General features: G+C 62.3%; 19 protein-coding genes. 8 read left to right on the top strand and 11 right to left on the bottom strand.

Annotated elements, in window-relative coordinates:
* From ptsP to BFP99_RS08675, 4 genes are all read left to right on the top strand, one after another.
* Window positions 1–1,133 (top strand): phosphoenolpyruvate--protein phosphotransferase (gene ptsP / locus BFP99_RS08660; protein ID WP_065947099.1); only part of this gene is annotated, 1,133 nt, incomplete at its 5' end.
* The gene (pfkB, locus tag BFP99_RS08665) at window positions 1,134–2,054 is read left to right on the top strand and encodes a 1-phosphofructokinase (RefSeq protein WP_065924095.1); all 921 of its coding nucleotides are present in this window, start codon (window positions 1,134–1,136) and stop codon (window positions 2,052–2,054) included. It abuts the gene before it with no gap.
* An 11-nt stretch (window positions 2,055–2,065) separates the two neighbouring features.
* On the top strand, window positions 2,066–3,781 hold the full coding sequence (locus BFP99_RS08670) for a PTS fructose-like transporter subunit IIB (RefSeq protein ID WP_065947100.1): 1,716 nt from the start codon (window positions 2,066–2,068) through the stop codon (window positions 3,779–3,781).
* Between the two features lie 44 nt (window positions 3,782–3,825).
* Entirely contained in the window at window positions 3,826–5,367 is a 1,542-nt protein-coding gene (locus BFP99_RS08675; RefSeq protein ID WP_065947101.1) for an alkaline phosphatase D family protein, read from the top strand.
* A 55-nt stretch (window positions 5,368–5,422) separates the two neighbouring features.
* Here BFP99_RS08675 and BFP99_RS08680 read toward each other — a convergent pair whose 3' ends face one another.
* On the bottom strand, window positions 5,423–7,948 hold the full coding sequence (locus tag BFP99_RS08680; RefSeq protein WP_065947102.1) for a PepSY domain-containing protein: 2,526 nt from the start codon (window positions 7,946–7,948) through the stop codon (window positions 5,423–5,425).
* Between the two features lie 132 nt (window positions 7,949–8,080).
* Window positions 8,081–10,384, bottom strand: coding sequence for a TonB-dependent receptor (locus BFP99_RS08685; RefSeq protein ID WP_065947103.1), 2,304 nt, complete (start codon window positions 10,382–10,384; stop codon window positions 8,081–8,083).
* 206 nt (window positions 10,385–10,590) lie between these two features.
* On the opposite strand from BFP99_RS08685, the gene BFP99_RS08690 reads away from it, so the two are divergent.
* Both BFP99_RS08690 and BFP99_RS08695 read left to right on the top strand, forming a co-directional pair.
* On the top strand, window positions 10,591–11,271 hold the full coding sequence (locus BFP99_RS08690) for a Fe2+-dependent dioxygenase (protein ID WP_065947104.1): 681 nt from the start codon (window positions 10,591–10,593) through the stop codon (window positions 11,269–11,271).
* 1 nt (window position 11,272) lies between these two features.
* The gene (locus tag BFP99_RS08695) at window positions 11,273–12,022 is read left to right on the top strand and encodes a tetratricopeptide repeat protein (RefSeq protein ID WP_065947105.1); all 750 of its coding nucleotides are present in this window, start codon (window positions 11,273–11,275) and stop codon (window positions 12,020–12,022) included.
* Between the two features lie 49 nt (window positions 12,023–12,071).
* Here the strand turns inward: BFP99_RS08695 and BFP99_RS08700 are convergent, their stop codons facing one another.
* The 5 genes from BFP99_RS08700 to BFP99_RS08720 all read right to left on the bottom strand — a co-directional run bounded on the left by BFP99_RS08700 (window position 12,072) and on the right by BFP99_RS08720 (window position 17,158).
* Complete coding sequence (locus BFP99_RS08700; RefSeq protein WP_014716890.1) at window positions 12,072–13,235, bottom strand: type III PLP-dependent enzyme; 1,164 nt, start codon at window positions 13,233–13,235, stop codon at window positions 12,072–12,074.
* Window positions 13,236–13,707: 472 nt separating this feature from the next.
* Window positions 13,708–14,865, bottom strand: coding sequence for an osmoprotectant ABC transporter ATP-binding protein OsmV (locus tag BFP99_RS08705; protein WP_053131666.1), 1,158 nt, complete (start codon window positions 14,863–14,865; stop codon window positions 13,708–13,710).
* Complete coding sequence (locus BFP99_RS08710; RefSeq protein ID WP_027604864.1) at window positions 14,862–15,515, bottom strand: ABC transporter permease; 654 nt, start codon at window positions 15,513–15,515, stop codon at window positions 14,862–14,864. Before BFP99_RS08710 ends, BFP99_RS08705 begins: the two co-directional genes overlap by 4 nt.
* 12 nt (window positions 15,516–15,527) lie before the next feature.
* Window positions 15,528–16,421 carry a glycine betaine ABC transporter substrate-binding protein gene (locus BFP99_RS08715; protein ID WP_065947106.1) on the bottom strand — a complete coding sequence of 298 codons (894 nt, stop codon included), beginning with the start codon at window positions 16,419–16,421 and terminating at the stop codon, window positions 15,528–15,530.
* Between the two features lie 20 nt (window positions 16,422–16,441).
* The gene (locus BFP99_RS08720; protein ID WP_027604862.1) at window positions 16,442–17,158 is read right to left on the bottom strand and encodes an ABC transporter permease; all 717 of its coding nucleotides are present in this window, start codon (window positions 17,156–17,158) and stop codon (window positions 16,442–16,444) included.
* A 331-nt stretch (window positions 17,159–17,489) separates the two neighbouring features.
* Between BFP99_RS08720 and BFP99_RS08725 the strand changes: the two genes are divergently transcribed.
* Together BFP99_RS08725 and BFP99_RS08730 are read left to right on the top strand one after the other, a co-directional pair.
* A complete protein-coding gene (locus BFP99_RS08725) occupies window positions 17,490–19,073 on the top strand; it encodes a peptide chain release factor 3 (protein WP_053131660.1) in 1,584 nt (527 codons plus the stop codon).
* Between the two features lie 132 nt (window positions 19,074–19,205).
* The gene (locus BFP99_RS08730; protein WP_065924323.1) at window positions 19,206–19,451 is read left to right on the top strand and encodes a hypothetical protein; all 246 of its coding nucleotides are present in this window, start codon (window positions 19,206–19,208) and stop codon (window positions 19,449–19,451) included.
* Window positions 19,452–19,659: 208 nt separating this feature from the next.
* On the opposite strand, the gene BFP99_RS08735 is transcribed toward BFP99_RS08730, so the two are convergent.
* From BFP99_RS08735 to BFP99_RS08750, 4 genes are read right to left on the bottom strand one after another with little or no spacing between them, the layout of a single operon-like run.
* The gene (locus tag BFP99_RS08735; RefSeq protein ID WP_016971590.1) at window positions 19,660–20,631 is read right to left on the bottom strand and encodes a peptide ABC transporter ATP-binding protein; all 972 of its coding nucleotides are present in this window, start codon (window positions 20,629–20,631) and stop codon (window positions 19,660–19,662) included.
* Window positions 20,631–21,599, bottom strand: coding sequence for an ABC transporter ATP-binding protein (locus tag BFP99_RS08740; RefSeq protein WP_065938502.1), 969 nt, complete (start codon window positions 21,597–21,599; stop codon window positions 20,631–20,633). Before BFP99_RS08740 ends, BFP99_RS08735 begins: the two co-directional genes overlap by 1 nt.
* A 10-nt stretch (window positions 21,600–21,609) precedes the next feature.
* Window positions 21,610–22,521, bottom strand: a complete 912-nt coding sequence (locus BFP99_RS08745; protein WP_027604858.1) for an ABC transporter permease subunit — start codon at window positions 22,519–22,521, stop codon at window positions 21,610–21,612.
* A 10-nt stretch (window positions 22,522–22,531) separates the two neighbouring features.
* The gene (locus tag BFP99_RS08750; RefSeq protein WP_003215992.1) at window positions 22,532–23,542 is read right to left on the bottom strand and encodes an ABC transporter permease subunit; all 1,011 of its coding nucleotides are present in this window, start codon (window positions 23,540–23,542) and stop codon (window positions 22,532–22,534) included.
* Between the last annotated feature and the right edge of the window lie 28 nt (window positions 23,543–23,570).

Genomic DNA, 23,570 nt, shown 5'->3' on the forward strand with positions numbered 1-23,570 from the left:
CGACGGCCCACAGCGCTATTGTCGCGCGGGCCCTCGGTATTCCCGCGTTGGTCGGTGCCGGCCCGGCGGTATTGCTGCTGGCCGCCGGCACGCCGTTGTTGCTGGATGGCCAGCGCGGTCGCCTGCATGTAGACCCCGATGCAGCCACCCTGCAACGTGCCACCGTCGAGCGCGATACCCGTGAGCAACGCTTGCAGGCCGCCTCGGCCCAGCGCCACGAACCGGCGCTGACCCGTGATGGTCACGCCGTGGAAGTGTTCGCCAATATCGGCGAAAGCGCCGGTGTGGCCAGCGCCGTGGAGCAGGGCGCCGAAGGCATTGGTTTGCTGCGCACCGAACTGATTTTCATGGCCCACCCCCAAGCCCCGGACGAAGCCACCCAGGAAGCCGAGTACCGTCGTGTGCTCGACGGCCTCGGTGGCCGCCCGCTGGTGGTGCGCACCCTCGATGTGGGCGGCGACAAACCGCTGCCGTATTGGCCGATTGCCGAGGAAGAAAACCCCTTCCTCGGCGTACGCGGTATTCGCCTGACCCTGCAACGCCCGCAGATCATGGAAGCGCAATTGCGCGCACTGCTGCGCTCGGCGGATAACCGCCCGTTGCGCATCATGTTCCCCATGGTCGGCAGCGTGGATGAATGGCGTGCCGCCCGCGACATGACCGAACGCCTGCGCCTGGAAATCCCGGTGGCCGACCTGCAACTGGGGATCATGATCGAAGTGCCGTCCGCCGCACTGTTGGCGCCGGTGCTGGCCAAGGAAGTGGACTTCTTCAGTGTCGGCACCAACGACCTGACCCAGTACACCCTGGCCATCGACCGTGGCCACCCGACCTTGTCGGCCCAGGCCGATGGCCTGCACCCGGCGGTATTGCAACTGATCGACATCACCGTGCGTGCGGCCCATGCCCATGGCAAATGGGTCGGCGTGTGCGGCGAACTGGCGGCGGACCCGCTGGCGGTGCCGGTGCTGGTCGGCCTGGGTGTGGATGAGTTGAGCGTGTCGGCCCGCAGCATTCCCGAAGTGAAGGCGCGGGTGCGTGAATTCAGTCTGAGCGAGGCCCAGGGCCTGGCGCAAAAAGCACTGGCGGTGGGTTCGCCCGCCGAAGTGCGTGCCCTTGTGGAGGCCGTGTAGATGGCAAGGATTCTGACCCTGACGCTGAACCCGGCGTTGGACCTGACGGTACGCCTGGCGCGCCTGGAACCGGGTGAAGTCAACCGCAGCGAAACCCTGCTCACCCATGCCGCCGGCAAGGGCGTGAATGTGGCGCAAGTCTTGGCCGACCTGGGCCATCAAGTGACCGTGGGCGGTTTTCTCGGCGAGGACAATCCCCAAGCCTTCGAGGCGCTGATTGCACAACGTGGTTTTGCCGACGCGTTTATCCGCGTGCCCGGCGAAACCCGCAGCAATATCAAGATTGCCGAGCAGGACGGCCGGGTCACCGACATCAATGCGCCGGGGCCGTTGGTCAGTGAGCAGGCGCAGCAAGCGTTGCTCGACCAATTGACGCGCATTGCGCCGGGCCATGATGCGGTGGTCGTCGCCGGCAGCTTGCCGTGTGGCGTCAGCCCGCAGTGGTTGCAGGGGCTGTTGGAACACCTGAAGCGTCTGGGCTTGAAAGTCGCCCTGGACACCAGCGGCGAGGCGCTGCGTGCCGGTCTCAAGGCGGCCCCGTGGTTGATCAAACCCAATACCGAAGAGCTCGCCGATGCCCTGGGCAATGCCACCAACGTCATCAGCCAACTGCATCAGCAGGGTGTTGAACATGTGGTCGTCTCCGACGGTGCCGCGGGCGTGAGCTGGTACAGCCGGGCCACCACCCTGCATGCCACGCCGCCCAAGGTGACGGTGGCCAGTACGGTAGGTGCCGGCGATTCGCTGCTGGCCGGGATGCTCCATGGTTTGCTTGAGTCTGAAGCGCCTGAACAAACCCTGCGTCGCGCCACGGCAATTGCCGCCATGGCGGTGACACAGATCGGTTTCGGCATCCGCGACGCCGCGCAGCTGGCGCGTCTTGAAAGCGGCGTCGCTGTACGCCCGCTGACAGAACAATAAGAGGGTTTGTCATGAAGTTAGCCATTGTTACTGCCTGCCCGAACGGCATGGTCACCAGTGTGCTGTGCGCCCGCTTGTTGGACGCCGCCGCTCAACGCCAGGGCTGGAGCACCAGCGTCGAGGTGGTGGATGTACAGCGCCCGGAGCGCCAGTTGTCCCAGGCCACCATCGACGCCGCCGAATGGGTGTTGCTGGTCAGCAGCACGGCGGTGGATATGCAGCGGTTTGTCGGCAAGCGGGTGTTCCAGAGCACACCGGCCCAGGCGCTGGCGGATGTCGAGGCGGTGTTGCGCCGGGGCGCTGAAGAAGCCCAAGAGTATGTCGTCAGCCAGGCAGCGGCTGCGTCGAAGCATGCCCCGCGCATCGTCGCGATTACCGCATGCCCGACCGGCGTGGCCCATACCTTCATGGCCGCCGAAGCCTTGCAACAGACCGCCAAGCGCCTGGGCTATGACTTGCAGGTCGAGACCCAGGGCTCGGTCGGTGCGCGTACGCCGTTGAGCCCCGAGGCCATCGCCAATGCCGACGTGGTGCTGCTGGCGGCCGACATCGAAGTGGCCACCGAGCGTTTCGCCGGCAAGAAGATCTACCGTTGCGGCACCGGTATTGCGCTCAAGCAATCCGAGGCCACCCTCAACAAGGCCCTGGCCGAAGGCGCGGTGGAAAGTGCGGGCAGCGGTGCCGTGGCCAAGAAAGAAAAAACCGGCGTCTACAAACACCTGCTGACCGGTGTGTCGTTCATGTTGCCGATGGTGGTGGCGGGCGGTTTGCTGATCGCCTTGTCATTCGTGTTCGGCATCCATGCGTTTGAGCAGGAAGGCACGTTGGCGGCTGCGCTGAAAACCGTCGGCGACCGCGCCTTTATGCTGATGGTGCCGCTGCTGGCGGGTTATATCGCGTACTCGATTGCCGACCGTCCGGGCATTGCCCCCGGCATGATTGGTGGCCTGCTGGCGGGTACGCTGGGGGCCGGTTTTATCGGCGGGATCTTCGCCGGGTTTCTCGCCGGTTATTGCGTCAAGCTGATCACCCGTGTGGTGAAGTTGCCGCAGAGCCTGGAAGCACTCAAGCCGATCCTGATCATTCCGCTGCTGGCAAGCCTGTTCACGGGCCTGGCGATGATCTACCTGGTGGGACCGCCGGTGGCGCGCATGCTCACGGGCCTGACCGATTTTCTCGCGACCATGGGCACCACCAATGCGGTGCTGCTGGGCATCCTGTTGGGCGGCATGATGTGTGTCGACCTGGGCGGGCCGATCAACAAGGCGGCGTATGCGTTTTCCGTCGGCTTGCTGGCGGCACAGAGCGGCGCACCGATGGCCGCGACCATGGCGGCGGGCATGGTGCCGCCAATCGGCATGGGCATCGCCACGTTCCTGGCGCGACGCAAGTTCGCCCAGACCGAACGCGAGGCCGGCAAGGCCGCGATGATCCTGGGCATGTGCTTTATCTCCGAGGGCGCGATACCGTTTGCCGCCAAGGACCCGCTGCGCGTGATCCCGGCCAGCATCGCCGGTGGCGCGTTGACCGGGGCGCTGTCGATGTACTTCGGCTGCAAACTGGCGGCGCCCCACGGCGGCCTGTTTGTGCTGGTGATCCCGAATGCGATGAACCATGCGCTGCTGTACCTGCTGGCAATCGTTGCCGGTAGCCTGCTGACCGGTTTGGTGTATGCGCTGATCAAGCGTCCGGAAGTGGTGGAGCTTGCTGTCGCACCGGTGTCATAAGCGCATGCTTTAGTGGCCCTTTTGATACTCAAGAGGGCACCTGCATGAGCCACTTCGATCTCGGCCGTCGCCGTGTGATGCAAGCCGTCGGCGCCGGTCTGCTGCTGCCGGGCCTGGCCCCGGCGGTGATCGCGTCGATCAAGGACCGGCCGCAACTCACCGACGGCGTGCAGTCCGGCGACCTGCTCGGTGATCGCGCGATGATCTGGAGCCGCAGCGACCGCCCGGCGCGCATGGTGGTGGAGTGGGACACCCGCAGCGTGTTCAGCAACCCGCGCAAATTCGTCTCGTCCCTGGCCGACAACCGCACCGACTTTACCGCCCGCGTCGAACTCACCGGGCTGCCCGCCGACCAGGCGATTTTCTACCGCGTGCACTTTGAGGACGCCCAGACCGGCGTCGCCAGCGAGCCGTGGTTCGGCCACCTGCGCAGCGTGCCGCAACAACGCCGCGACATCCGTTTTGTGTGGAGCGGCGACACCGTCGGCCAAGGCTTTGGCATCAACCCGGACATCGGCGGTATGCGCATCTACGAAGCCATGCGCCTGCGCCTGCCGGACTTCTTTATCCACAGCGGCGACACCATCTACGCCGACGGCCCGGTGCCCGCGCAGTTGCCCACCGAGGGCGGGCGCATCTGGCGCAATATCACCACCGAAGCCAAGAGCAAGGTCGCCGAAACCCTCGACGAGTATCGCGGCAACTACCGCTACAACCTGCTGGACGAAAACGTGCGTCGCTTCAATGCCGAGGTGCCGCAGATCTGGCAGTGGGATGACCATGAAGTGGTGAATAACTGGTCGCCCGGCAAGCAACTTGACGAGCGCTACCAGACCAAGGACATCAACACCTTGGTGAGCCGCGCACGCCAGGCCTGGCTTGAGTATTCACCCATGCGCCGGCAAAGCGCAGACGGCGGCGGGCGGATTTATCGCACGCTCAGTTATGGCCCGTTGCTGGATGTATTCGTGCTCGACATGCGCAGCTATCGCGGCCCCAACGACGACAACCTGGGCGGTGAAAAACCCTTCCTCGGCCGCGAGCAGTTGAACTGGCTCAAGCGCGAACTCAAGGTCTCCCAGGCGCGGTGGAAGGTGATCGCCGCCGACATGCCCATCGGCCTCGGCGTGCCCGACGGCGAAGTCAGCCCCGGCGTGCCGCGCTGGGAAGCCATCGCCAATAATGATCCAGGCCCGGCGCAAGGCCGCGAGCTGGAAATCGCCGAATTACTCGGCTTTCTGCGCGCGCAAAAGGTACGCAACCATGTGTGGTTGACGGCGGATGTGCATTACTGCGCGGCCCATCACTACCACCCGGATCGGGCGGCGTTCCAGGATTTCGAGCCGTTCTGGGAGTTTGTCGCCGGGCCTCTGAATGCGGGCAGCTTCGGTCCGAATCCCTTGGATAAAACCTTTGGCCCTGAGGTGGTGTTCGAGAAGGCCCCGCCTGCGCAGAACACCTCGCCGTTTGCCGGGTTTCAGTTTTTTGGCGAAGTGCAGATTGACGGGCAGACAGCGGAGTTGACCGTGATTTTGCGCGACCTGGATGGGGTCTCGGTATTCGAACAGAAGCTGCAACCCACCTGACTTGAAATGCAATCCAAATGTGGGAGGGGGCAAGCCCCTCCCACATTGGATCACATCAGTAGACATCCCGGCGGTAGCGCCCCTGTTCGATCAAGCGCTCCACTGCCTCACTCCCGAGGATGTCGACCAGCGCCTGGTCCACACCCGTCGCCATCCCCTGCAAGCTGCCGCACACATAAATCGCCGCGCCGTCCGCGAGCCATTTACGCAGGACATCGGCGGATTCACGCAGGCGATCCTGCACGTAGATTTTCTCCTCCTGATCCCGGGAAAACGCCAGGTCCAGCAGGGCCAGGTCACCACTGGCCAGCCAGCCTTGCAGCTCGTCCCGGCACAGGTAGTCGTGGGCGATGGTGCGTTCGCCGAACAGCAGCCAGTTGCGCTGCTGGCCATCGGCAATGCGCGCCTTGAGCAAGCTGCGCAAACCGGCCAGGCCGGTGCCGTTACCCAGCAGGATCAATGGCACCGGCGCCTCCGGCAGGTGGAAGCCACTGTTACGGCGCAAGCGCAGGCTGATCGCCGAACCAATGGCCGCATGCTCGGTGAGCCAGCCCGAGCCCACACCCAGGCTGCCGTCGGGGTGGCGTTCCTGGCGCACGATCAATTCCAGCACGCCGTCGCTGGCGATCGAGGCGATGGAGTATTCGCGCATGCCCAGGGGCGCGAGCGCGTTCACCAGCGCTTGAGCGTGCAGGCCGACCAGGTGCGCCCGGTTGTCCGGCAGTTGGCGGGTCGCAAGGGCCTGGTTGAGTGTGTGTGGCAGGCCGTCGATCAGCACGCCGTCGGTGCCGATCAGCCCCAGGCCTTCGAGGAAGTGCTCGATGGCCCACGGGCAATTGCGCGGCAGGATTTCCACCAGGTCGCCGGCCAGCCAGTTTTGTTTCGATGGCGATGTGAGGCCCAGCAGGTAGACGTCCGAGCTGGCGCTGCCGGGGTTGAGCAGGGTGCGCTGGCTCAGCGTCCAGTTTTCATACTGGGCGGTCGGCCAGGCGGCGGCGGGTGCCTGGCCCGTCAGCTGTCCAAGCTGTTGTTGCCAGTGCAGCAGGGCGGCACTGTCGCCGCTGTCCACTTCCACCGGCGCGAACAGTGGGTTACCGCCCTGGTGGGTCAGCCAGAAATGCAGGCGCCGGGCAAAGCCACAGAAGTGTTGGTACTGGCGATCACCCAGGGCCAGTACCGAGTAGTTCAGGCCTTTGAGTGACAGATCCTGGCCGAGCACGCTGCGCTCGAAACTGCGGGCGCTGTCGGGCGCTTCGCCGTCGCCGAAGGTGCTGACTACGAACAGCGCATTTTCCGACTGGCGCAAGTCGTCCTGGCTGACACTGCCCAGAGGCTGCACCTTCACCGGCAGGCCGGCCGCCTGCAATTGCCCGGCGGTCTGCCAGGCCAGTTGCTCGGCAAACCCGCTCTGGCTGGCAAAGCCGATCAGCCAGGCCGGGGCATCACTGTGGTTGGTACTGAGGCCTTTGCGCGCGTCGCGCACCTGGCGCTTTTTGCGGCGACGGTCCAGGTACAGCAGCCAGCCGGTGATGAAGAACAGCGGCATGAGCAGCGAGCTGACAGTGAGGATAATGCGCCCCGCCAGGCCGAAATAACTGCCGGTGTGCAGCGCGTAGATGCTGGTGAGTAACTGCGACTTGAAAGTTTTGCCGGCGTACGTGTCATGGGATTTGACCTCGCCGGTGGCCGGGTCCAGGTTGATCTGGTTCAGTGCGCGGTCGTGGGGGGAGTCTTTGAGCAGGTAATAGACGATGGCGGGTTGCCCGGCGACGGCTGGCATGCGGATGTTATAGGCACTCAAGTCTGGGCCGGCGTTGCTGTAGATGCTGCTCCAGATCGCGTCGTAGTTGGCCACCGGTGCCGGACCTGCGGGCGGTGGGCCGCGCTTGCGCATCCGTTCATTCTGCGGCGCGTCGGACAGCAGTTTGGTCAGGCCCTGGCTGTACCAGTCGTAGGACCAGGACAGGCCGGTCAGCGCCGCCAGCAGGTAGGCCAGCAGGCACCAGGTGCCGAACACCGAATGCAAATCCCAGTTGAAGCTGCGGCCCTTTTTGCGCCAGTCCAGCGTCAGCCAGGCACGCCAGTTGGCGACCTGGCGCGGCCAGCGCAGGTACAGGCCGGACAGGCAGAAGAACACCAGGATCAGCGTGCAGGCGCCGGTGATCTGCCGGCCGGTTTCGCCCATGGCCAGGAAGCGGTGCAGTTGCAGGATAAAACCGAGTACATCCTGGCCGACCGCGTCGCCCATGTAGTCGCCGGTGTAGGGGTCGAAATAGCGCATCTGGCCACGGCGCTCGCCCGGCGGCGGGGTGAAGAACACGCGGGCGGCATTGCCGCTTTCGCTTTCCACCCACAGCATGGACACGGCCTTGCCTTCGGTGGCTTCCAGCTTGCGCACCAGCTCGGCGGGCGGCAGCACGCCGGCTTCGCGTTTCTCCACGCTCAACACGCTCGGGTTGAGCGCCCGCAGAATCTCATCCTGAAACGAGACCGCAGCCCCGGTGATCCCCATCAAGGCCAGCACCAGCCCGGCAGTGATGCCGAAGAACCAGTGCAACTGGAACAGGGTTTTCTTCAACACGTCGGACCGCCTCGTCTATCTGAATATGTAGGGCACGGCGCGCATTATGCCGTGGGTTGTCGAGAAACATTCTGTTTGACATGCAAAAGCCCCACGCATCCGATGCGTGGGGCTTTGTGGGCTGCTGACCGTTTAGAAGTGGAAGCTTGTGGACAGCAGCGCCGTGCGGCCCGCCGCCTGGTTGGCGAAGTGCGAGGCGTAGGCTTTGTCGTAATAGGTCTTGTCTGTCAGGTTCTGCACGTTCAATTGCAGGTCGACGTTTTTGCTCAGCTTATAGCTGGCCATGGCGTCGTAGCGGGTGTAGGAGGGCACATACACGGTGTTGGCCGCATCGCCGTAAACCTGATCGACGTAGAACGCGCCACCGCCGATGGTCAGCTTCGGGGTCAGGTTATAGGTGGTCCACAGGCTGAACGAGTTCTCCGGCGTGTTGGGCATTTGGTTGCCTTTGTTGGAACCGGCCTGGACGACGCCCTGGCGGTTGCCGTTTTTGCCTGGGTCAACCAGTTCGGCTTTCAGGTAGCTGTAGCCGGCGAATACTTGCCACTGTTCGGTGATCTTGCCGCTGGCGGACAGTTCCAGGCCATCGACCCGCGACTCGCCTGCCGTTTCGTAGGTGTTGGAGTCCACCAGGATGCGGGTGTTTTTCTTCTCGGTACGGAACACTGCGGCAGACAGGGACAGACGGTTGTGGAACAGGTCCCACTTGGTGCCCAGCTCGTAGTTGACGGTTTCTTCGGGCTTGAGGTCGCTGGTGTTGATGCCGGTAGGAATCGCATTGCTGTCGACTCCTTCGCCCACCAGTCCACCTGCCGGTGAGGCCGAGGTCGCGTAGGAGGTGTAGATGCTGCCGTTCTCCAAAGGCTTCCAGACCAGGCCGGCCTGCCAGTTGAAGAACTGGCTGTCGTCCTTGACCTTGCTGCGCGCCCTGACCGTCGAGGTCGGTACGGCGTTGGTGTTGGCTTCGGTGTCGAAGGTGTCGTAGCGCAGGCCGACGTTTAGCAGCCATTTCGGATCGAGTTCGATGGTGTCGAACACATAGGCGGCACGGCTGGTGGCCTTGGTATTGGTGCCGTTGTAATTGCGCGCGATGCTGCCGGTCCAGGCGTCGTCCGGATTCGGGTTGCTCAGCGAGGTGCACTGTCCACCGCGGCCGCCGCCGGCCACGGTGCACGTCGGGTTGCTGTTCGGTGTGACGGTGTAACCGCTGACGCGGGTTTCTTCGCCGGTGAATTCCAGGCCGGTGGAGTAGCTGTGCTTGAAGCCAAGCGCCTGGAAATTGCCGAACAGATCTGTCTGGTTGGTGGTGGTCGTGGTGGTGGAGACGCGAGTGTTCGCGCGACGCCACACGGTGCCGAAACGGTTGACGTTGCGTTGGCTATCGTCCGGCTGCGTGAGCACGTAATCCTGGCCGGTGCTGCCATGGCGCAGGGTGTTTTTCAGCGTCATGTCGTCGTTCAGGTCGTGCTCGATGGAGAACGTGCTGATGTCCGCGCGGGTCTTGCGGAAGTCGCGGTCCTTGAGACCGTAGAAGTTATTGCTGTCGCCGCCGTCGGTGGGTTTGTCGTGCACGTGAGTGGTGGCGGTCGAAGAGCTGTAGCCATACGGAATGCCCGAGTCCGGCAGGTCATTGCTTTCCATATGGTAGTAGCTGAGGTTGACGCGGGTCGGCGTGCCCAGGCCGAAGGTCAGCGATGGGGCCACGCCCCAGCGGTCGTAATTGACCGCGTCACGGCCAGCCACGTTCTGTTCGTGGCTCATCAGGTTCAGGCGGAACGCGGCGCTGTCGTCGAGGAACTGACGGTTCACGTCGAGTACATAGCGGCGGGTCTGGTCGGAACCGTAAGTGAAGCCGCCGTTGGTGAAGTCCCGGGCTTGCGGGGTCTTGCTCACCAGGTTGAGGCTGCCACCGGCCGAGCCACGACCGCCGAAGGAGGAGTTCGGGCCTTTGCTGACTTCGATGGACTCGATGTCGAAAATCTCACGGCTCTGGCCGCCGGTATCGCGCACGCCGTCCAGGTAGGTGTCGCCCTGGGCGTCGAAACCACGGATGAATGGACGGTCGCCCTGGGGGTTGCCGCCTTCGCCGGCGCCGAAGGTAATCCCCGGTACGGTGCGCAGGGCATCCTGCAGCGAGGTGGCGGCGGTGTCCTTGAGGACTTGTTGTGGCACCACGGTCACCGAGCGCGGCGTGTCCACCAGCGGCGCGGTGTATTTTTGCGACGAGGCTTTTTCGACCTGGTACGCGGTGTTGTCCTGTTCTTCGCCGGTGATGCTGGTGGCGCCGAGGGCGATGCTGTTGCGCTGGCCTTTTTGTTCAGTGTCTTCGGCCGCCTGCGCCAGATGGGCGACAGAGCTGGCGCTGAGCGCAACGCCGATGGCCGAAGCCAGCATACGGGGTGAGCCAACAGGTGTTTTTGTGGTGGTGCGCGACATGACGTGTCCTTTCCCCAAGGAGGTGAGGCGGCGGAATATAGGGCGAACAAGACTTTCTATCAATTGCGATACATTACTATTCGCACTGAATTTACATTCTTTACACTTTTGCCTTACGGTTTTTACGTTCTCGTTCGTCTCCGGCGTTTTACAGGGCGGATAAGAATCAATACCATTGGCGCCTCTTTGCCTACAGGTATTGCCCCATGCTGCTGCACATTCCCGGCCTGTTCTCTCGCGAGGAAGTGCAGCGCATCCGCCACGCCCTGGAAACCGCCGATTGGGCCGATGGCAAAATCACCGCCGGGCACCAGTCCGCCAAAGCCAAGCACAACCTGCAATTGCCCGAAGGCCACCCGCTGGCCAAGGAGATCGGCGCGGCAATGCTCGAACGGTTGTGGAAAAATCCTCTGTTTATGTCAGCGGCGTTACCGCACAAGGTCTTCCCGCCGCTGCTCAATTGCTACACGGCTGGTGGCAGCTTCGATTTCCATATCGACAATGCCGTGCGCCAGGCCAGGGGCAGCCATGAACGGGTGCGCACGGACCTGTCGTCCACGCTGTTCTTCAGCGACCCGGACGACTATGACGGCGGCGAACTGGAGATCCAGGACACTTTCGGCCTGCAGCGCGTGAAGTTGCCGGCCGGCGATATGGTGTTGTATCCAGGCTCCAGCCTGCACAAAGTCAACGCCGTGACCCGAGGTGCGCGCTATGCCGCGTTTTTCTGGACCCAAAGCCTGGTGCGTGAAGACAGCCAGCGTACGCTGCTGTTCGAGATGGACGGCGCCATCCAGCAATTGAGCCGTGATGTCCCCGACCACCCAGGGCTGATCCAGCTCACCGGCACCTATCACAACCTGTTGCGTCGCTGGGTCGAGGTCTGACATGGGCTTTTTATTGCACCGCGAAGAAGTGCTCAACGTTGAGCAATTGCAGGGCATGCTCGACGACTCGCCGGTGCGCGCGGCCCAGGCGATTTTGATCGCGGCCAAGGAGGGCGTGGTGGATGCCCAGGCCTTGCTCGGGCAAATCCTGCTGGAAGGCCGCGGTATTGCGCGCGATGAAGCGCTGGCGCTGCGTTGGTTCCAGATTGCGGCGCAGGGCGGGCATTTAATGGCGCGCAATATGGCCGGGCGTTGCCTGGAGCATGGCTGGGGGTGTGCCATCGACGAAGCGGCGGCTGCGCGGGAATACCGCTTGGCGGCAGACGCGGGATTGGATTGGGGCCAGTACAACTATGCCAATCTGCTGGCGACGGGCCGGGGTGTTGCCGAGAACCCGCAGCACGCGCTGGCCCTGTATCGGCAAGCCGCAGAACAGGGGCATGCCAAGTCGATGAACCTGCTGGGGCGCTACCTGGAAGACGCTCAGGTTTGCCCGAGGGACCTGGAGGCGGCTGTGGAGTGGTATCGACGCTCAGCCGAGGCCGGGGATTTTCGCGGGCAGTTCAGTTACGCGGCGGTGTTGGCCGACAGGGGCCAGGTCGAGGCGGCGCTGGAGTGGTTGCGCAAGGCGCTGGCGGGCGGAAATCTCAAGTTCCTGCGAACAGCCCACAAGGCCTTGGCGGCGGCGAGTGATCCGCGGGTTCGAGCGCTGGCCGAGGCCTTCCGCCAACGGGCCGTGAGCCTTGCCTGAGGCATAAAAAAACCCATGACATGTCATGGGCTTCTTGTGTGCGGCCGTCTTACACGTAGAACGACTTCAACGGCGGAAAGCCATTGAACTCAACCGCGCTGTAGCTGGTGGTGTAGGCACCGGTCGACAGCCAGTACAAGCGATCACCGATCGCCAGGTTCAGCGGCAGGCCGTACTTGTAGTTTTCGTACATGATGTCGGCGCTGTCGCAGGTCGGGCCGGCGATGACCACTTCTTCCATCTCGCCTTTCTTCTCGGTCCAGATCGGGAACTTGATGGCTTCGTCCATGGTTTCGATCAGGCCGGAGAACTTGCCCACATCCGTGTACACCCAACGCTCGACGGCGGTACGGGATTTACGTGCAACCAATACCACTTCACTGACCAGGATGCCGGCGTTGGCGATCAGCGAACGGCCTGGCTCGAGGATGATTTCCGGCAGGTCATCGCCGAAGTCTTCCTTGAGGAAGCGGATGATTTCTTCGGCGTAGGTTTCCAGGCTGTTGGTGCGGGTGATGTAGTTGGCCGGGAAGCCGCCGCCCATGTTGATCAGCTTGAGGTGGATGCCGTCTTCTTCCTTCAGGCGCTCGAAGATCACCTTGACCTTGGCGATTGCCGCGTCCCACACGCTGATGTCGCGTTGCTGCGAGCCAACGTGGAACGAAATGCCGTAGGGCACCAGGCCGAGGTCACGAGCGAGGATCAGCAGGTCCATGGCCATGTCGGTCTGGCAGCCGAATTTGCGCGACAGAGGCCAGTCAGCCGTGGTCGAGCCTTCGGTGAGGATACGTACATACACTTTCGACCCCGGCGCGGCCTTGGCGATATTGCGCAGGTCGGCTTCGGAGTCGGTGGAGAACAGGCGCACGCCCTTCTCGTAGAAGTAGCGGATGTCCTTGGATTTCTTGATGGTGTTGCCGTAGCTGATACGGTCGGCGCTGACGCCGCGGTCCATGACCTTGTCCAGCTCGTAGATCGAGGCGATATCGAAGCTCGAGCCTTTGTCTTTCAACAGGTCGATGATCTCGACGGCCGGGTTGGCCTTGACCGCGTAATACACCTTGGCGAATTCGAAACCGGCGCGCAGGTCATCGTAGGCCTGGCTGATCATCGCGGTGTCGATCACCACGAACGGGGTTTCCTGTTTGTCGGCGAACGCCTTCATTTTGTCAAAAGTGGCGCGCGCGAAATAATCTTCGACGTTGATCGACATGCTGGGAACTCCTAAGGGCAAACTAAATTGATCAATGGGTGCAAATGAACGTCCTCCGTATCCCCACTTTGGTTCGCCTACTTCCCAAGGCATGTCGCCGAAAGCAAAAAGGCCATGGGAATAGTCGCTTCCCTTGGCCTTGCTGTCTCGTCGTCAGTACTTGAGCCGGATGGATCGTTTCCAGCATGGACGTTCGGCGCGAACTTTAGGACGTGAGGGGCCATAGATCAACTAAAAATGTCGCGTTTTTGCACGCGTTCGTCGCGCGATGGCGTGCAGCTACTTATGTAACCGACAGGTGTGACGGATTGATGTTCCCCGCTGAGTGGTAATCGAGGCGATTTCCCTGACTCACCGAAGGGGAAATGTGGGAGGGGGCTTGCTCCCGATGGCGGTGTGTCAGTCACTTCATCTGTCACTGATCCACCGCTATCGGGAGCAAGCCCCCTCCCACATTTTTTACCGCGTTGTGTCAGGCCAGTGCGGTCTCGGCAGGCGACACGATGCTGGTCTTGCCTCCACGGGACTTACCGGAACTCAGGTACTCGGCAATCGACTCCTGGGTCACTTCACCCAGGAACACCCGTTCCGCATCCATCACCGGCAACCACGAGCGGTTGAACTCGTACATGCGCGACAACAGGATGCGCAAATGCTCGTCATACGCCGCCGTGGCGTTGAACTCGCGCAGGTACTGGCCGCAAGTGCCGGTCTGACGGTGCAGGTCGCGACGGCGTACATAGCCCAGCGCTTTGTTCTCGGCACAGGTGACGACCACATAACGGCGGTCGGTTTCGTCCATCAGCTCCAGGGCCTCGGCCACCGGAGTTTCTGGGCTCACCGATGGGGCGTTGTCCGCCGCATCTTCAGCCTTCACCAGCAACAGGCGCTTGAGGGTGCTGTCCTGGCCCACGAAGTTGCTGACGAACTCATCGGCTGGATGGGCCAGCAGGGTGTCCGGGTGGTCGATCTGCAGCAGCTTGCCAGCGCGGAAGATGGCGATCTTGTCACCCAGCTTGATGGCTTCGTCGATGTCGTGGCTGACCATGATCACGGTCTTGTTCAGCGCACGTTGCATCTCGAAGAACTCGTTCTGGATCATCTCGCGGTTGATCGGGTCGACCGCGCCGAACGGCTCATCCATCAGCAGCAGCGGGGCGTCGGCCGCCAGTGCGCGGATCACGCCGATCCGCTGTTGCTGGCCGCCCGACAGTTCACGCGGGTAGCGATGCAGGTACTGCTTGGGTTCCAGCTTGATCATGCTCATCAACTCGCGGGCGCGGTCGTGGCATTTCTGCTTGTCCCAACCGAGCAGCTTGGGCACGACCACGATATTTTCCTCGATGGTCATGTTGGGGAACAGGCCGATCTGCTGGATCACGTAGCCGATGTTGCGACGCAAGGTCACTTCATCGAGGTCGGTGGTGTCTTCGCCGTTGATCAGGATCTTGCCCGAGGTCGGCTTGATCAGGCGGTTGATCATTTTCAGCGTGGTGCTCTTGCCGCAGCCCGAAGGGCCGAGGAATACGCAAATCTCGCCTTCGTTGACGGTCAGGCTTACGTCGTTCACGGCCGAAACAGTTTTGCCGTTGCTTTGAAAAGTCTTGGTCAGGTTTTGAAGTTCGATCATTTGAGCAGTCCTTTTGGAGTCAGCGAGCGTTGCAGCCATTGCAGAAGCAGGTCGGCGAAGATGGCCAGGAGACTGACCAGCACGGCGCCAACGATCAGCATCGACATGTCGCTGCGGCTGATGGAAGCCAGAATAAGTACACCCAGGCCACCGGCACCGATGGTGGCGGCGATGGTCATGACGCCGATGTTCATCACCACGGCGGTACGCACACCGGCGAGGATCACCGGCACGGCGATGGGCAACTCGACCATGCGCAGGCGCTGGCCGAAGGTCATGCCGATGCCTTTGGCGGCTTCGCGAATGCCCGGTTCAACGCCGGTGAGGGCCAGGTAGGTGTTACGCATGATCGGCAGCAGGGAGTAGAGGAACACGGCGGTGATCGCCGGCATCGGCCCCAGGCCCTGGCCAAACTTGGAGTAGAACGGCAGCAGCAGGCCGAACAGGGCGATGGACGGCACGGTCAGCAGCACCGTGGCGCTGGCTTGCAACGGGCCGGCGAGGGTCGGGAAGCGGGTCATCAGCACGCCGAGGGGCACGCCGACGACAATCGCCAGGATCACCGCGATACCGACCAGGGTGATGTGCTGCCAGGTCAGGTGCAGGACCTGGGCCCAATCAAGATGGGAAAAGGCGTTCAGGAATTCCATGTCTTCTCCTTCTTAGTTGATCGGATGTTGGCGCAGGAAATCGGCGGCAACAGCGGAGGGGCTTTCATGGTCGACGTCGACCCGCGCGTTCAGCCGACGCATGGTTTCGTCGTCGAACAGATTGGCCAGCGGCTTGAGCTCAGCAGCCAATTGCGGGTGCTTGTCGAGGTATTCCTGACGTACCACCGGCGCGGCGGTGTAGTCCGGGAAGTAGTGCATGTCATCCGCCAGCAGCTTGAGCTTGAAGGCGTTCAGACGACCGTCAGTGGTGTAGACCAGGCCCGCAAACACCTGGCCATTACGCAGGGCGGTGTAGACCAGACCGGCGTCCATCTGCCGGGTTTTTTTGCGCGTGAGGTTCATGTCGTACAGCTTGACCATGCCGGCCAGGCCGTCGGAGCGGTTGGCGAACTCGGTGTCCAGGGCCACCAGGCGGTGTTCCTTGGTATCTGCCGCCATGGCCTTGGTGAGGTCGCTGATGCTGTTGATCTCGGGATGTTCTTCAGCGACTTTCTCCGGCAGTGCCAGGGCGTAGGTGTTACTGAAGCGCGACGGCGACAGCCAGACCAGGCCTTTTTTCGCGTCGAGTTCTTTCACTCGGGCGTAGGACTGTTCGCTGTCGAGCTTCTCATCGACATGGTTGTAGGCCACGAGCGACACGCCGGTGTATTCCCAGATCAGGTCCAGTTGCCCGCTTTCCTGGGCACTGCGCGCCAGGTTGCTGCCCAGGCCGCCGGTCACCCGGGTGTCATAGCCCTTGGTGCGCAGGTACTGGGAGGTGATTTCGGCCAGCAGGGTCTGTTCGGTGAACACCCGCGCGCCAATGCGGATCACGGGTTTTTCGGCAGCTTGCGCAAAACCTGCAAACAGCAGGACGCAGCTCAGTATCAAGGTGATTTTTTTCATGTGTATTCCTTTGCCAAGCCTTAAGACGGACGCAACCCGCGTTCCAGCCAGAGGCGGCTGGCCATGGTCACCAGGCCGTCGAGCAGCAACGCCAGCAACGCGGTGCATGCGGCACCCAGCAGCAATTGCGGCTGATTGTTCAGGGCGATGCCGGGGAAAATCAGGCTGCCCAGGCTGTTGGCACCAATCAGGAACGCCAGCGGCGCGGTACCCACGTTGATCGCCAGGGCCACGCGCACACCGCCGATGATGATTGGCACGGCGTTGGGCAATTCGACGCGAAACAGCACCTGCCGCGGGGTCATGCCGATGCCGGTGGCGGCTTCTTTCAACGAGCCTTGAACGTTTTTGAGGCCTTCGTAGGTGTTGCGCACGATGGGCAACAAGGAGGCGAGGAACAGCGCGAAGATGGCCGGGCCACTGCCGATGCCGAGGACGCCGAGGGCGATGGCCAGTACGGCCAGGGGCGGGACGGTGTTGCCGATGTTGAAGATCTGCATGAAGCGTTCTGCGCGCCCGACCATGTTTGGTCGGCTAAGCAGGATACCGGCGGGGATGCCCACGACGAGGGCGGCCAGCATGGAGACTAGAACCAGGATCAAATGAGCTTGCAGGTAAAACAACAAATCGTCGCGGTACAGTTCGATCGTGTTGATGCCGATCCAGTGGACCAGCAGGGCCAGGAGAGCGACGACAACCACTCCTCCTATCAGCCCTTTGCCATAGCGAATAGCCACAGGCGGACTCCTTTTTTCTTTTGTCGGCGAACACATTTCCGAGCGGCAGTGCCATTCCTGGCTGTCGGCAAATGTGGTCGCGAAAAGCAGCTCGCCAATACCGGCAACGCGGTATCAAATCGAGCCATGAGCGCAGCCTCGTCAGGCTAACTTGCTGATTTATCAGCCCCTGTTCCGAGTGCGGTAGCAGGGGAGTGGACGTCTCTACCTTTTAAAAGGTTCCATACTTGGCAGCATTTAGCCACCCCCAATGGGGTGAACGGTGGTCCGGCACCTGCGGTTTGCGCTATACTCGCCGCCCTTTTTTGACTCACCTGCCAGGCGATTTCCCATGACCCACCAGGCCGCCGAAGTCGCGAAACGCCGCACTTTCGCCATTATTTCCCACCCCGATGCCGGTAAAACCACCATCACCGAGAAGCTCCTGCTGATGGGCAAGGCGATCGCAGTGGCCGGCACGGTGAAATCGCGCAAATCCGACCGCCATGCCACCTCTGACTGGATGGAAATGGAAAAACAACGGGGTATTTCCATTACCACGTCGGTCATGCAGTTCCCGTATCGCGACCACATGGTCAACCTGCTCGACACCCCGGGCCACGAAGACTTCTCCGAAGACACCTACCGCACCCTGACCGCGGTGGACTCGGCACTGATGGTCCTCGACGGCGGTAAGGGCGTCGAGCCGCGTACCATCGCGCTGATGGACGTATGCCGGCTGCGTGATACGCCGATTGTCAGCTTCATCAACAAACTCGACCGTGATATCCGCGACCCGATCGAATTGCTGGATGAAATCGAAGCCGTCCTGAAGATCAAGGCTGCGCCGATCACCTGGCCGATCGGTTGCTACCGCGACTTCAAGGGCGTGTACCACCTGGCCGATGACTACATCATTGTCTACACCGCCGGCCATGGTCACGAACGTACCGATGTGAAAATCATCGAGAAGCTCGACTCCGACGAAGCCCGCGCCCACCTGGGTGACGAGTACGACCGCTTTGTCGACCAACTGGAACTGGTGCAGGGCGCCTGTCACGAGTTCAACCAGCAGGAATTCCTCGACGGCCAGCTGACCCCGGTGTTCTTCGGGACCGCCCTGGGCAACTTCGGTGTCGACCATGTGCTCGACGCTGTCGTGAACTGGGCGCCAAAGCCCCTTGCCCGTGTCGCCAACGAGCGCACCGTGGAACCGGTGGAAGAGAAATTCACCGGCTTCGTGTTCAAGATCCAGGCGAACATGGACCCCAAGCACCGCGACCGTATTGCCTTCATGCGCATCTGCTCGGGCAAGTACGAAAAAGGCATGAAGATGCGTCACGTGCGCACCGGCAAGGACGTGCGCATCGGCGACGCCCTGACGTTCTTCTCCTCCGAGCGTGAACAGCTCGAAGAGGCCTACGCCGGCGACATCATCGGCCTGCACAACCACGGCACCATCCAGATCGGCGACACCTTCACCGAAGGCGAAGCGCTGGGCTTCACCGGTATCCCGCACTTCGCCCCGGAACTGTTCCGCCGCGTGCGCCTGCGTGACCCGCTGAAATCCAAGCAATTGCGCCAAGGCCTGCAGCAACTGGCGGAAGAGGGCGCCACCCAGGTGTTCTTCCCCGAGCGCAGCAACGACATCATCCTCGGCGCCGTGGGTGTGCTGCAGTTCGATGTGGTCGCCAGCCGCTTGAAAGAGGAATACAAGGTCGAATGCTCCTACGAGCCGATCACCGTGTACTCCGCGCGCTGGATCGATTGCAGCGATAAGAAGAAGTTGGAAGAGTTCTCCAACAAGGCTGTGGAAAACCTTGCAGTCGACGGCGGTGGTCACCTGACCTACCTGGCCCCGACCCGGGTCAACCTGGCGCTGATGGAAGAGCGCTGGCCGGATGTGAAATTCCGCGCGACCCGCGAGCACCACTAAGGTCTGAGCGCCGAAAACAAAATGTGGTAGGGGGCTTGCCCCTCCCCACATTTTTTTCTTCACCAGCCGTTAGATTGGCGAGAACCCGGCATCGGGTCTAGCGTTTATCTACCGACTGCAAAGGAGATCACCGTGCGAAATGCTCAACGCGTCATTCCCCTGGTGTTGCTGGCCGTCCTGGGGCTGACGTCCCTTCCGGCACTGGCGGGCGCAGGAGCGCCGCAGTGGAAAGACACCGGCCCGGTCACCAAGAAAAAGCAGAACGAGGTCAACTCCGGCAGTTGGCAACCCCAGGCCCAGCCTGCGCCCAAGGAAGATGCAGAAAACCCCTATAACGAAGGGGAAGACAGCGAAACCTATGACGACGGCGACAGTTAACCGTGGCCAAAAGAAAGCCCCTCCCACCAAGCTGATGCGCAACCTGACGGGAAGGGCTGTAGAACGCTGTATCACTGCTTACACATTTTTAATCTGATGTTCCGTAGCAGCTGCCGAGCCTTGGCGAGGCTGCGTTCGCGGTGTGTCTGACATACCGCTGACGCAGCCTCGCCAAGGCTCGGCAGCTGCTACGTGGCAGATGTTTTACTCAAGCAACGAACTGCTCCGCGTAGTGGCAAGCCACCTGACGGTTATCCAGCGCGCGCAACTGCGGTTCCTCGCTGCTGCAACGTGCCGTCGCATACGGGCAACGCTTGTGGAACGCGCAGCCAGGCGGCGGGTTCAGTGGGTTGGGCAACTCGCCAACGATTTTGATCTTCGGTTTGTTCGGATCCGGATGAATGGTCGGGGTGGCCGAGAGGAGCGCCTGGGTGTACGGATGCAGGGGGCGGGCGTAGATGTCTTCCTTGGGGCCCACTTCCACCGGGCGACCGAGGTACATCACCATCACATCGTCGGCGACGTGCTGCACCACCGCCAGGTTGTGGGAGATGAACACGTAGGCGGTGTTGAATTCCTGCTGCAGGTCCATGAACAGGTTGAGCACCTGGGCCTGGATCGACACGTCCAGCGCCGAGGTGGGTTCATCCGCCACCAGCACTTTCGGTTGCAGCATCATCGCGCGCGCCAGGGCAATGCGCTGACGCTGGCCACCGGAGAACATGTGCGGGTAGCGCTGGTAATGCTCAGGGCGCAGGCCCACTTGCTTCATCATCGCCTGCACTTTCTCGCGGCGTTCGGCGGCGGACAGGTTGGTGTTGATCAGCAGCGGCTCGCCCAGTTGATCACCAACCTTCTGGCGTGGGTTCAACGAGGCATACGGGCTCTGGAACACCATCTGCACGTCTTTGCGCAATTGCTTGCGCTGGGCCTTGTCGGCACCGGCGACTTCCTGGCCGGCGATTTTCAACGAGCCCGAGGATGGCTCTTCAATCAGCGTCAGCGCACGGGCCAGGGTGGATTTGCCGCAACCTGACTCGCCTACAACCGCGAGGGTCTTGCCGGCTTCCAGTTCGAAGGACACGCCGTTGAGGGCACGCACGGTGGCGTGGCCCTTGAACAGGCCACGGGACACTTCGTAATGCCGGGTCAGGTCGCGGGCAGTAAGAACGACGGCCATTACGCCACCTCCTGGTTCAAGGGGTAGAAGCAGCGCGCAAGGCTGTTGCTTTTCGGATCAAGGCCGGGCCGCTGGGCACGGCAGCTTTCCTGCACATACGGGCAGCGTGGCGACAGCAGGCAACCCTGCGGGCGGTCATAGCGGCCGGGCACGATACCCGGCAGCGTGGCCAGGCGCGTGGCGCCGAGGCTGTGCTCGGGGATCGCCTTGAGCAGCGCTTCGCTGTACGGGTGCGCCGGGATATCGAACAACTGCGGCACCTGGCCGACTTCCACGGCTTGTCCGGCGTACATCACGCACACGCGCTGGGCGGTTTCAGCCACCACTGCCAGGTCGTGGGTGATCAGTACCAGGCCCATGTTCTGCTCTTTTTGCAGGGCCAGGAGCAGGTCCATGATTTGCGCTTGAATGGTGACGTCCAACGCCGTGGTCGGTTCGTCGGCGATCAGCAGTTTCGGCTCGCCGGCAATCGCCATGGCGATTGCCACACGCTGGCTCATACCGCCGGACAACTGGTGCGGGTAGGCGTCCATACGGCTGGCGGCGCCTGGGATCTCGACTTTTTCCAACAGCTCGATGGCGCGCTTGCGGGCTTGCTTGCCGGACATTTTCAGGTGCAGGCGCAGCACTTCTTCGATCTGGAAACCCACGGTGTAGCTAGGGTTCAGCGCGGTCATCGGGTCCTGGAACACCATCGCCAGGTCTTTGCCGACGATCTGGCGGCGCTGGCGGTTGCTCAGCTTGAGCATGTCCTTGCCGTCGAAGTTCAGGGCGTCGGCGGTGACGATGCCAGGGTGCTCGATCAGCCCCATCAGCGCCATCATGGTCACGGATTTACCCGAGCCCGACTCGCCAACGATGGCCAGGACTTCGCCCTTGTCGACGGCAATATCGAGGCCATCGACCACCGGCACGGCGGTCTTGTCGCCGAAGCGGACGTTGAGATTCTTGATTTCTAACAGTGACATGGGAATCTCCTCAGGCGGCGTTCTTGAGTTTCGGGTCCAGCGCGTCGCGCAGGCCGTCACCCATCAAGTTGATTGCCAGCACGCTGAGCAAAATGGTCAGGCCAGGCAGGCTCACCACCCACCAGGCGCGTTCGATGTAGTCACGGGCCGAAGCCAGCATGGTGCCCCACTCGGGGGTTGGCGGTTGTACGCCAAGGCCAAGGAAGCCCAGGGCCGCGGCATCGAGGATCGCCGAAGAGAAACTCAGGGTCGCCTGCACGATCAGCGGTGCCATGCAGTTAGGCAGAACGGTGATGAACATCAGGCGGGGCAGGCCGGCACCGGCGAGGCGGGCGGCAGTCACGTAGTCACGGTTCAGCTCGCCCATCACCGCAGCGCGGGTCAGACGTACGTAGGAAGGCAGCGACACGATGGCGATGGCGATCACGGTGTTGATCAGGCCAGGGCCGAGGATCGCGACAATGGCAACCGCCAGCAGCAGCGAGGGCAGGGCCAGCATGATGTCCATCAGGCGCATGATGGTCGGCCCGAGCAGGCGCGGGAAGAAGCCGGCGAACAGGCCCAGCAGGATGCCCGGGATCAGCGACATCACTACCGACGACAAGCCGATCAGCAACGAGAGGCGCGAGCCCTGGATCAGACGCGAGAGCAGGTCGCGGCCCAGCTCATCGGTGCCGAGCAGGAACTGGATCTGCCCGCCTTCCAGCCACGACGGCGGGGTCAACAGGAAATCGCGGTATTGCTCGCTCGGGTTATGCGGCGCTACCCAGGGGGCGAAGATCGCGCAGAACACGATCAGCAACATGAACAGCAGGCCGGCAACCGCGCCCTTGTTCTTGGAAAAGGCTTGCCAGAATTCTTTGTACGGCGACGGGTACAGCAGGCTTTGATCGACTGCTGACACTTGAGTAGGTGTGGTCATGGTCATGATCTCAGCGCTGGTGACGGATGCGTGGGTTGGCGAAGCCGTAGAGGATGTCCACCACGAAGTTCACCAGGATCACCAGACAGGCGATCAGCAGGATGCCGTTTTGCACCACCGGGTAGTCTCGCGCGCCGATGGCCTCGATCAGCCATTTGCCGATGCCGGGCCACGAGAAGATGGTTTCGGTCAGCACCGCACCGGCCAGCAGGGTGCCGACTTGCAGGCCGACCACGGTGAGTACCGGGATCAGCGCGTTACGCAGGCCGTGCACGAACACCACGCGCGCCGGCGACAGGCCCTTGGCCTTGGCGGTGCGGATGTAGTCTTCGCGCAGCACCTCGAGCATGGATGAACGGGTCATCCGCGCGATCACTGCCAACGGGATGGTGCCGAGCACGATGGCCGGCAGGATCAGGTGGTGCAGCGCATCCCAGAACGCGTCCGGCTCGTCAGCCAGCAGGGTGTCGATCAGCATGAAGCCGGTGCGCGGCTCGATGTCGTAGAGCAGGTCTATTCGCCCGGAAACCGGGGTCCAGCCCAGGCTCACCGAGAAGAACATGATCAGGATCAGGCCCCACCAGAAGATCGGCATCGAATAGCCCGCCAGGGAGATGCCCATCACCCCATGGTCGAACAGGGATCCTCGCTTGAGTGCCGCGATCACCCCGGCCAACAGGCCCAGGATGCCGGCGAACAACAGGGCGGCCATGGACAGTTCCAGGGTTGCCGGGAAGAGGGCGGTGAACTCGGTCCACACGCTGGTGCGGGTACGCAGGGATTCGCCAAGGTCGCCGTGGGCGAGCTTGCCGACGTAGTCCAGGTATTGCGCGTACAGCGGCTTGTTAAGGCCAAGGCGTTCCATTGCCTGTGCGTGCATCTCGGGGTCGACGCGCCGCTCGCCCATCATGACTTCGACAGGGTCGCCAGGGATCATGCGTATCAACGCAAACGTGAGCAACGTGATGCCGAAAAACGTGGGGATCAATAACCCCAGTCGGCGGGCAATAAAACTAAACATCTTGTGGTGTACCTCAATCAGCCGGTTA

Source organism: Pseudomonas sp. 1 R 17 (assembly GCF_900067035.1).
GTDB classification, from domain to species: Bacteria; Pseudomonadota; Gammaproteobacteria; order Pseudomonadales; family Pseudomonadaceae; genus Aquipseudomonas; species Aquipseudomonas marginalis.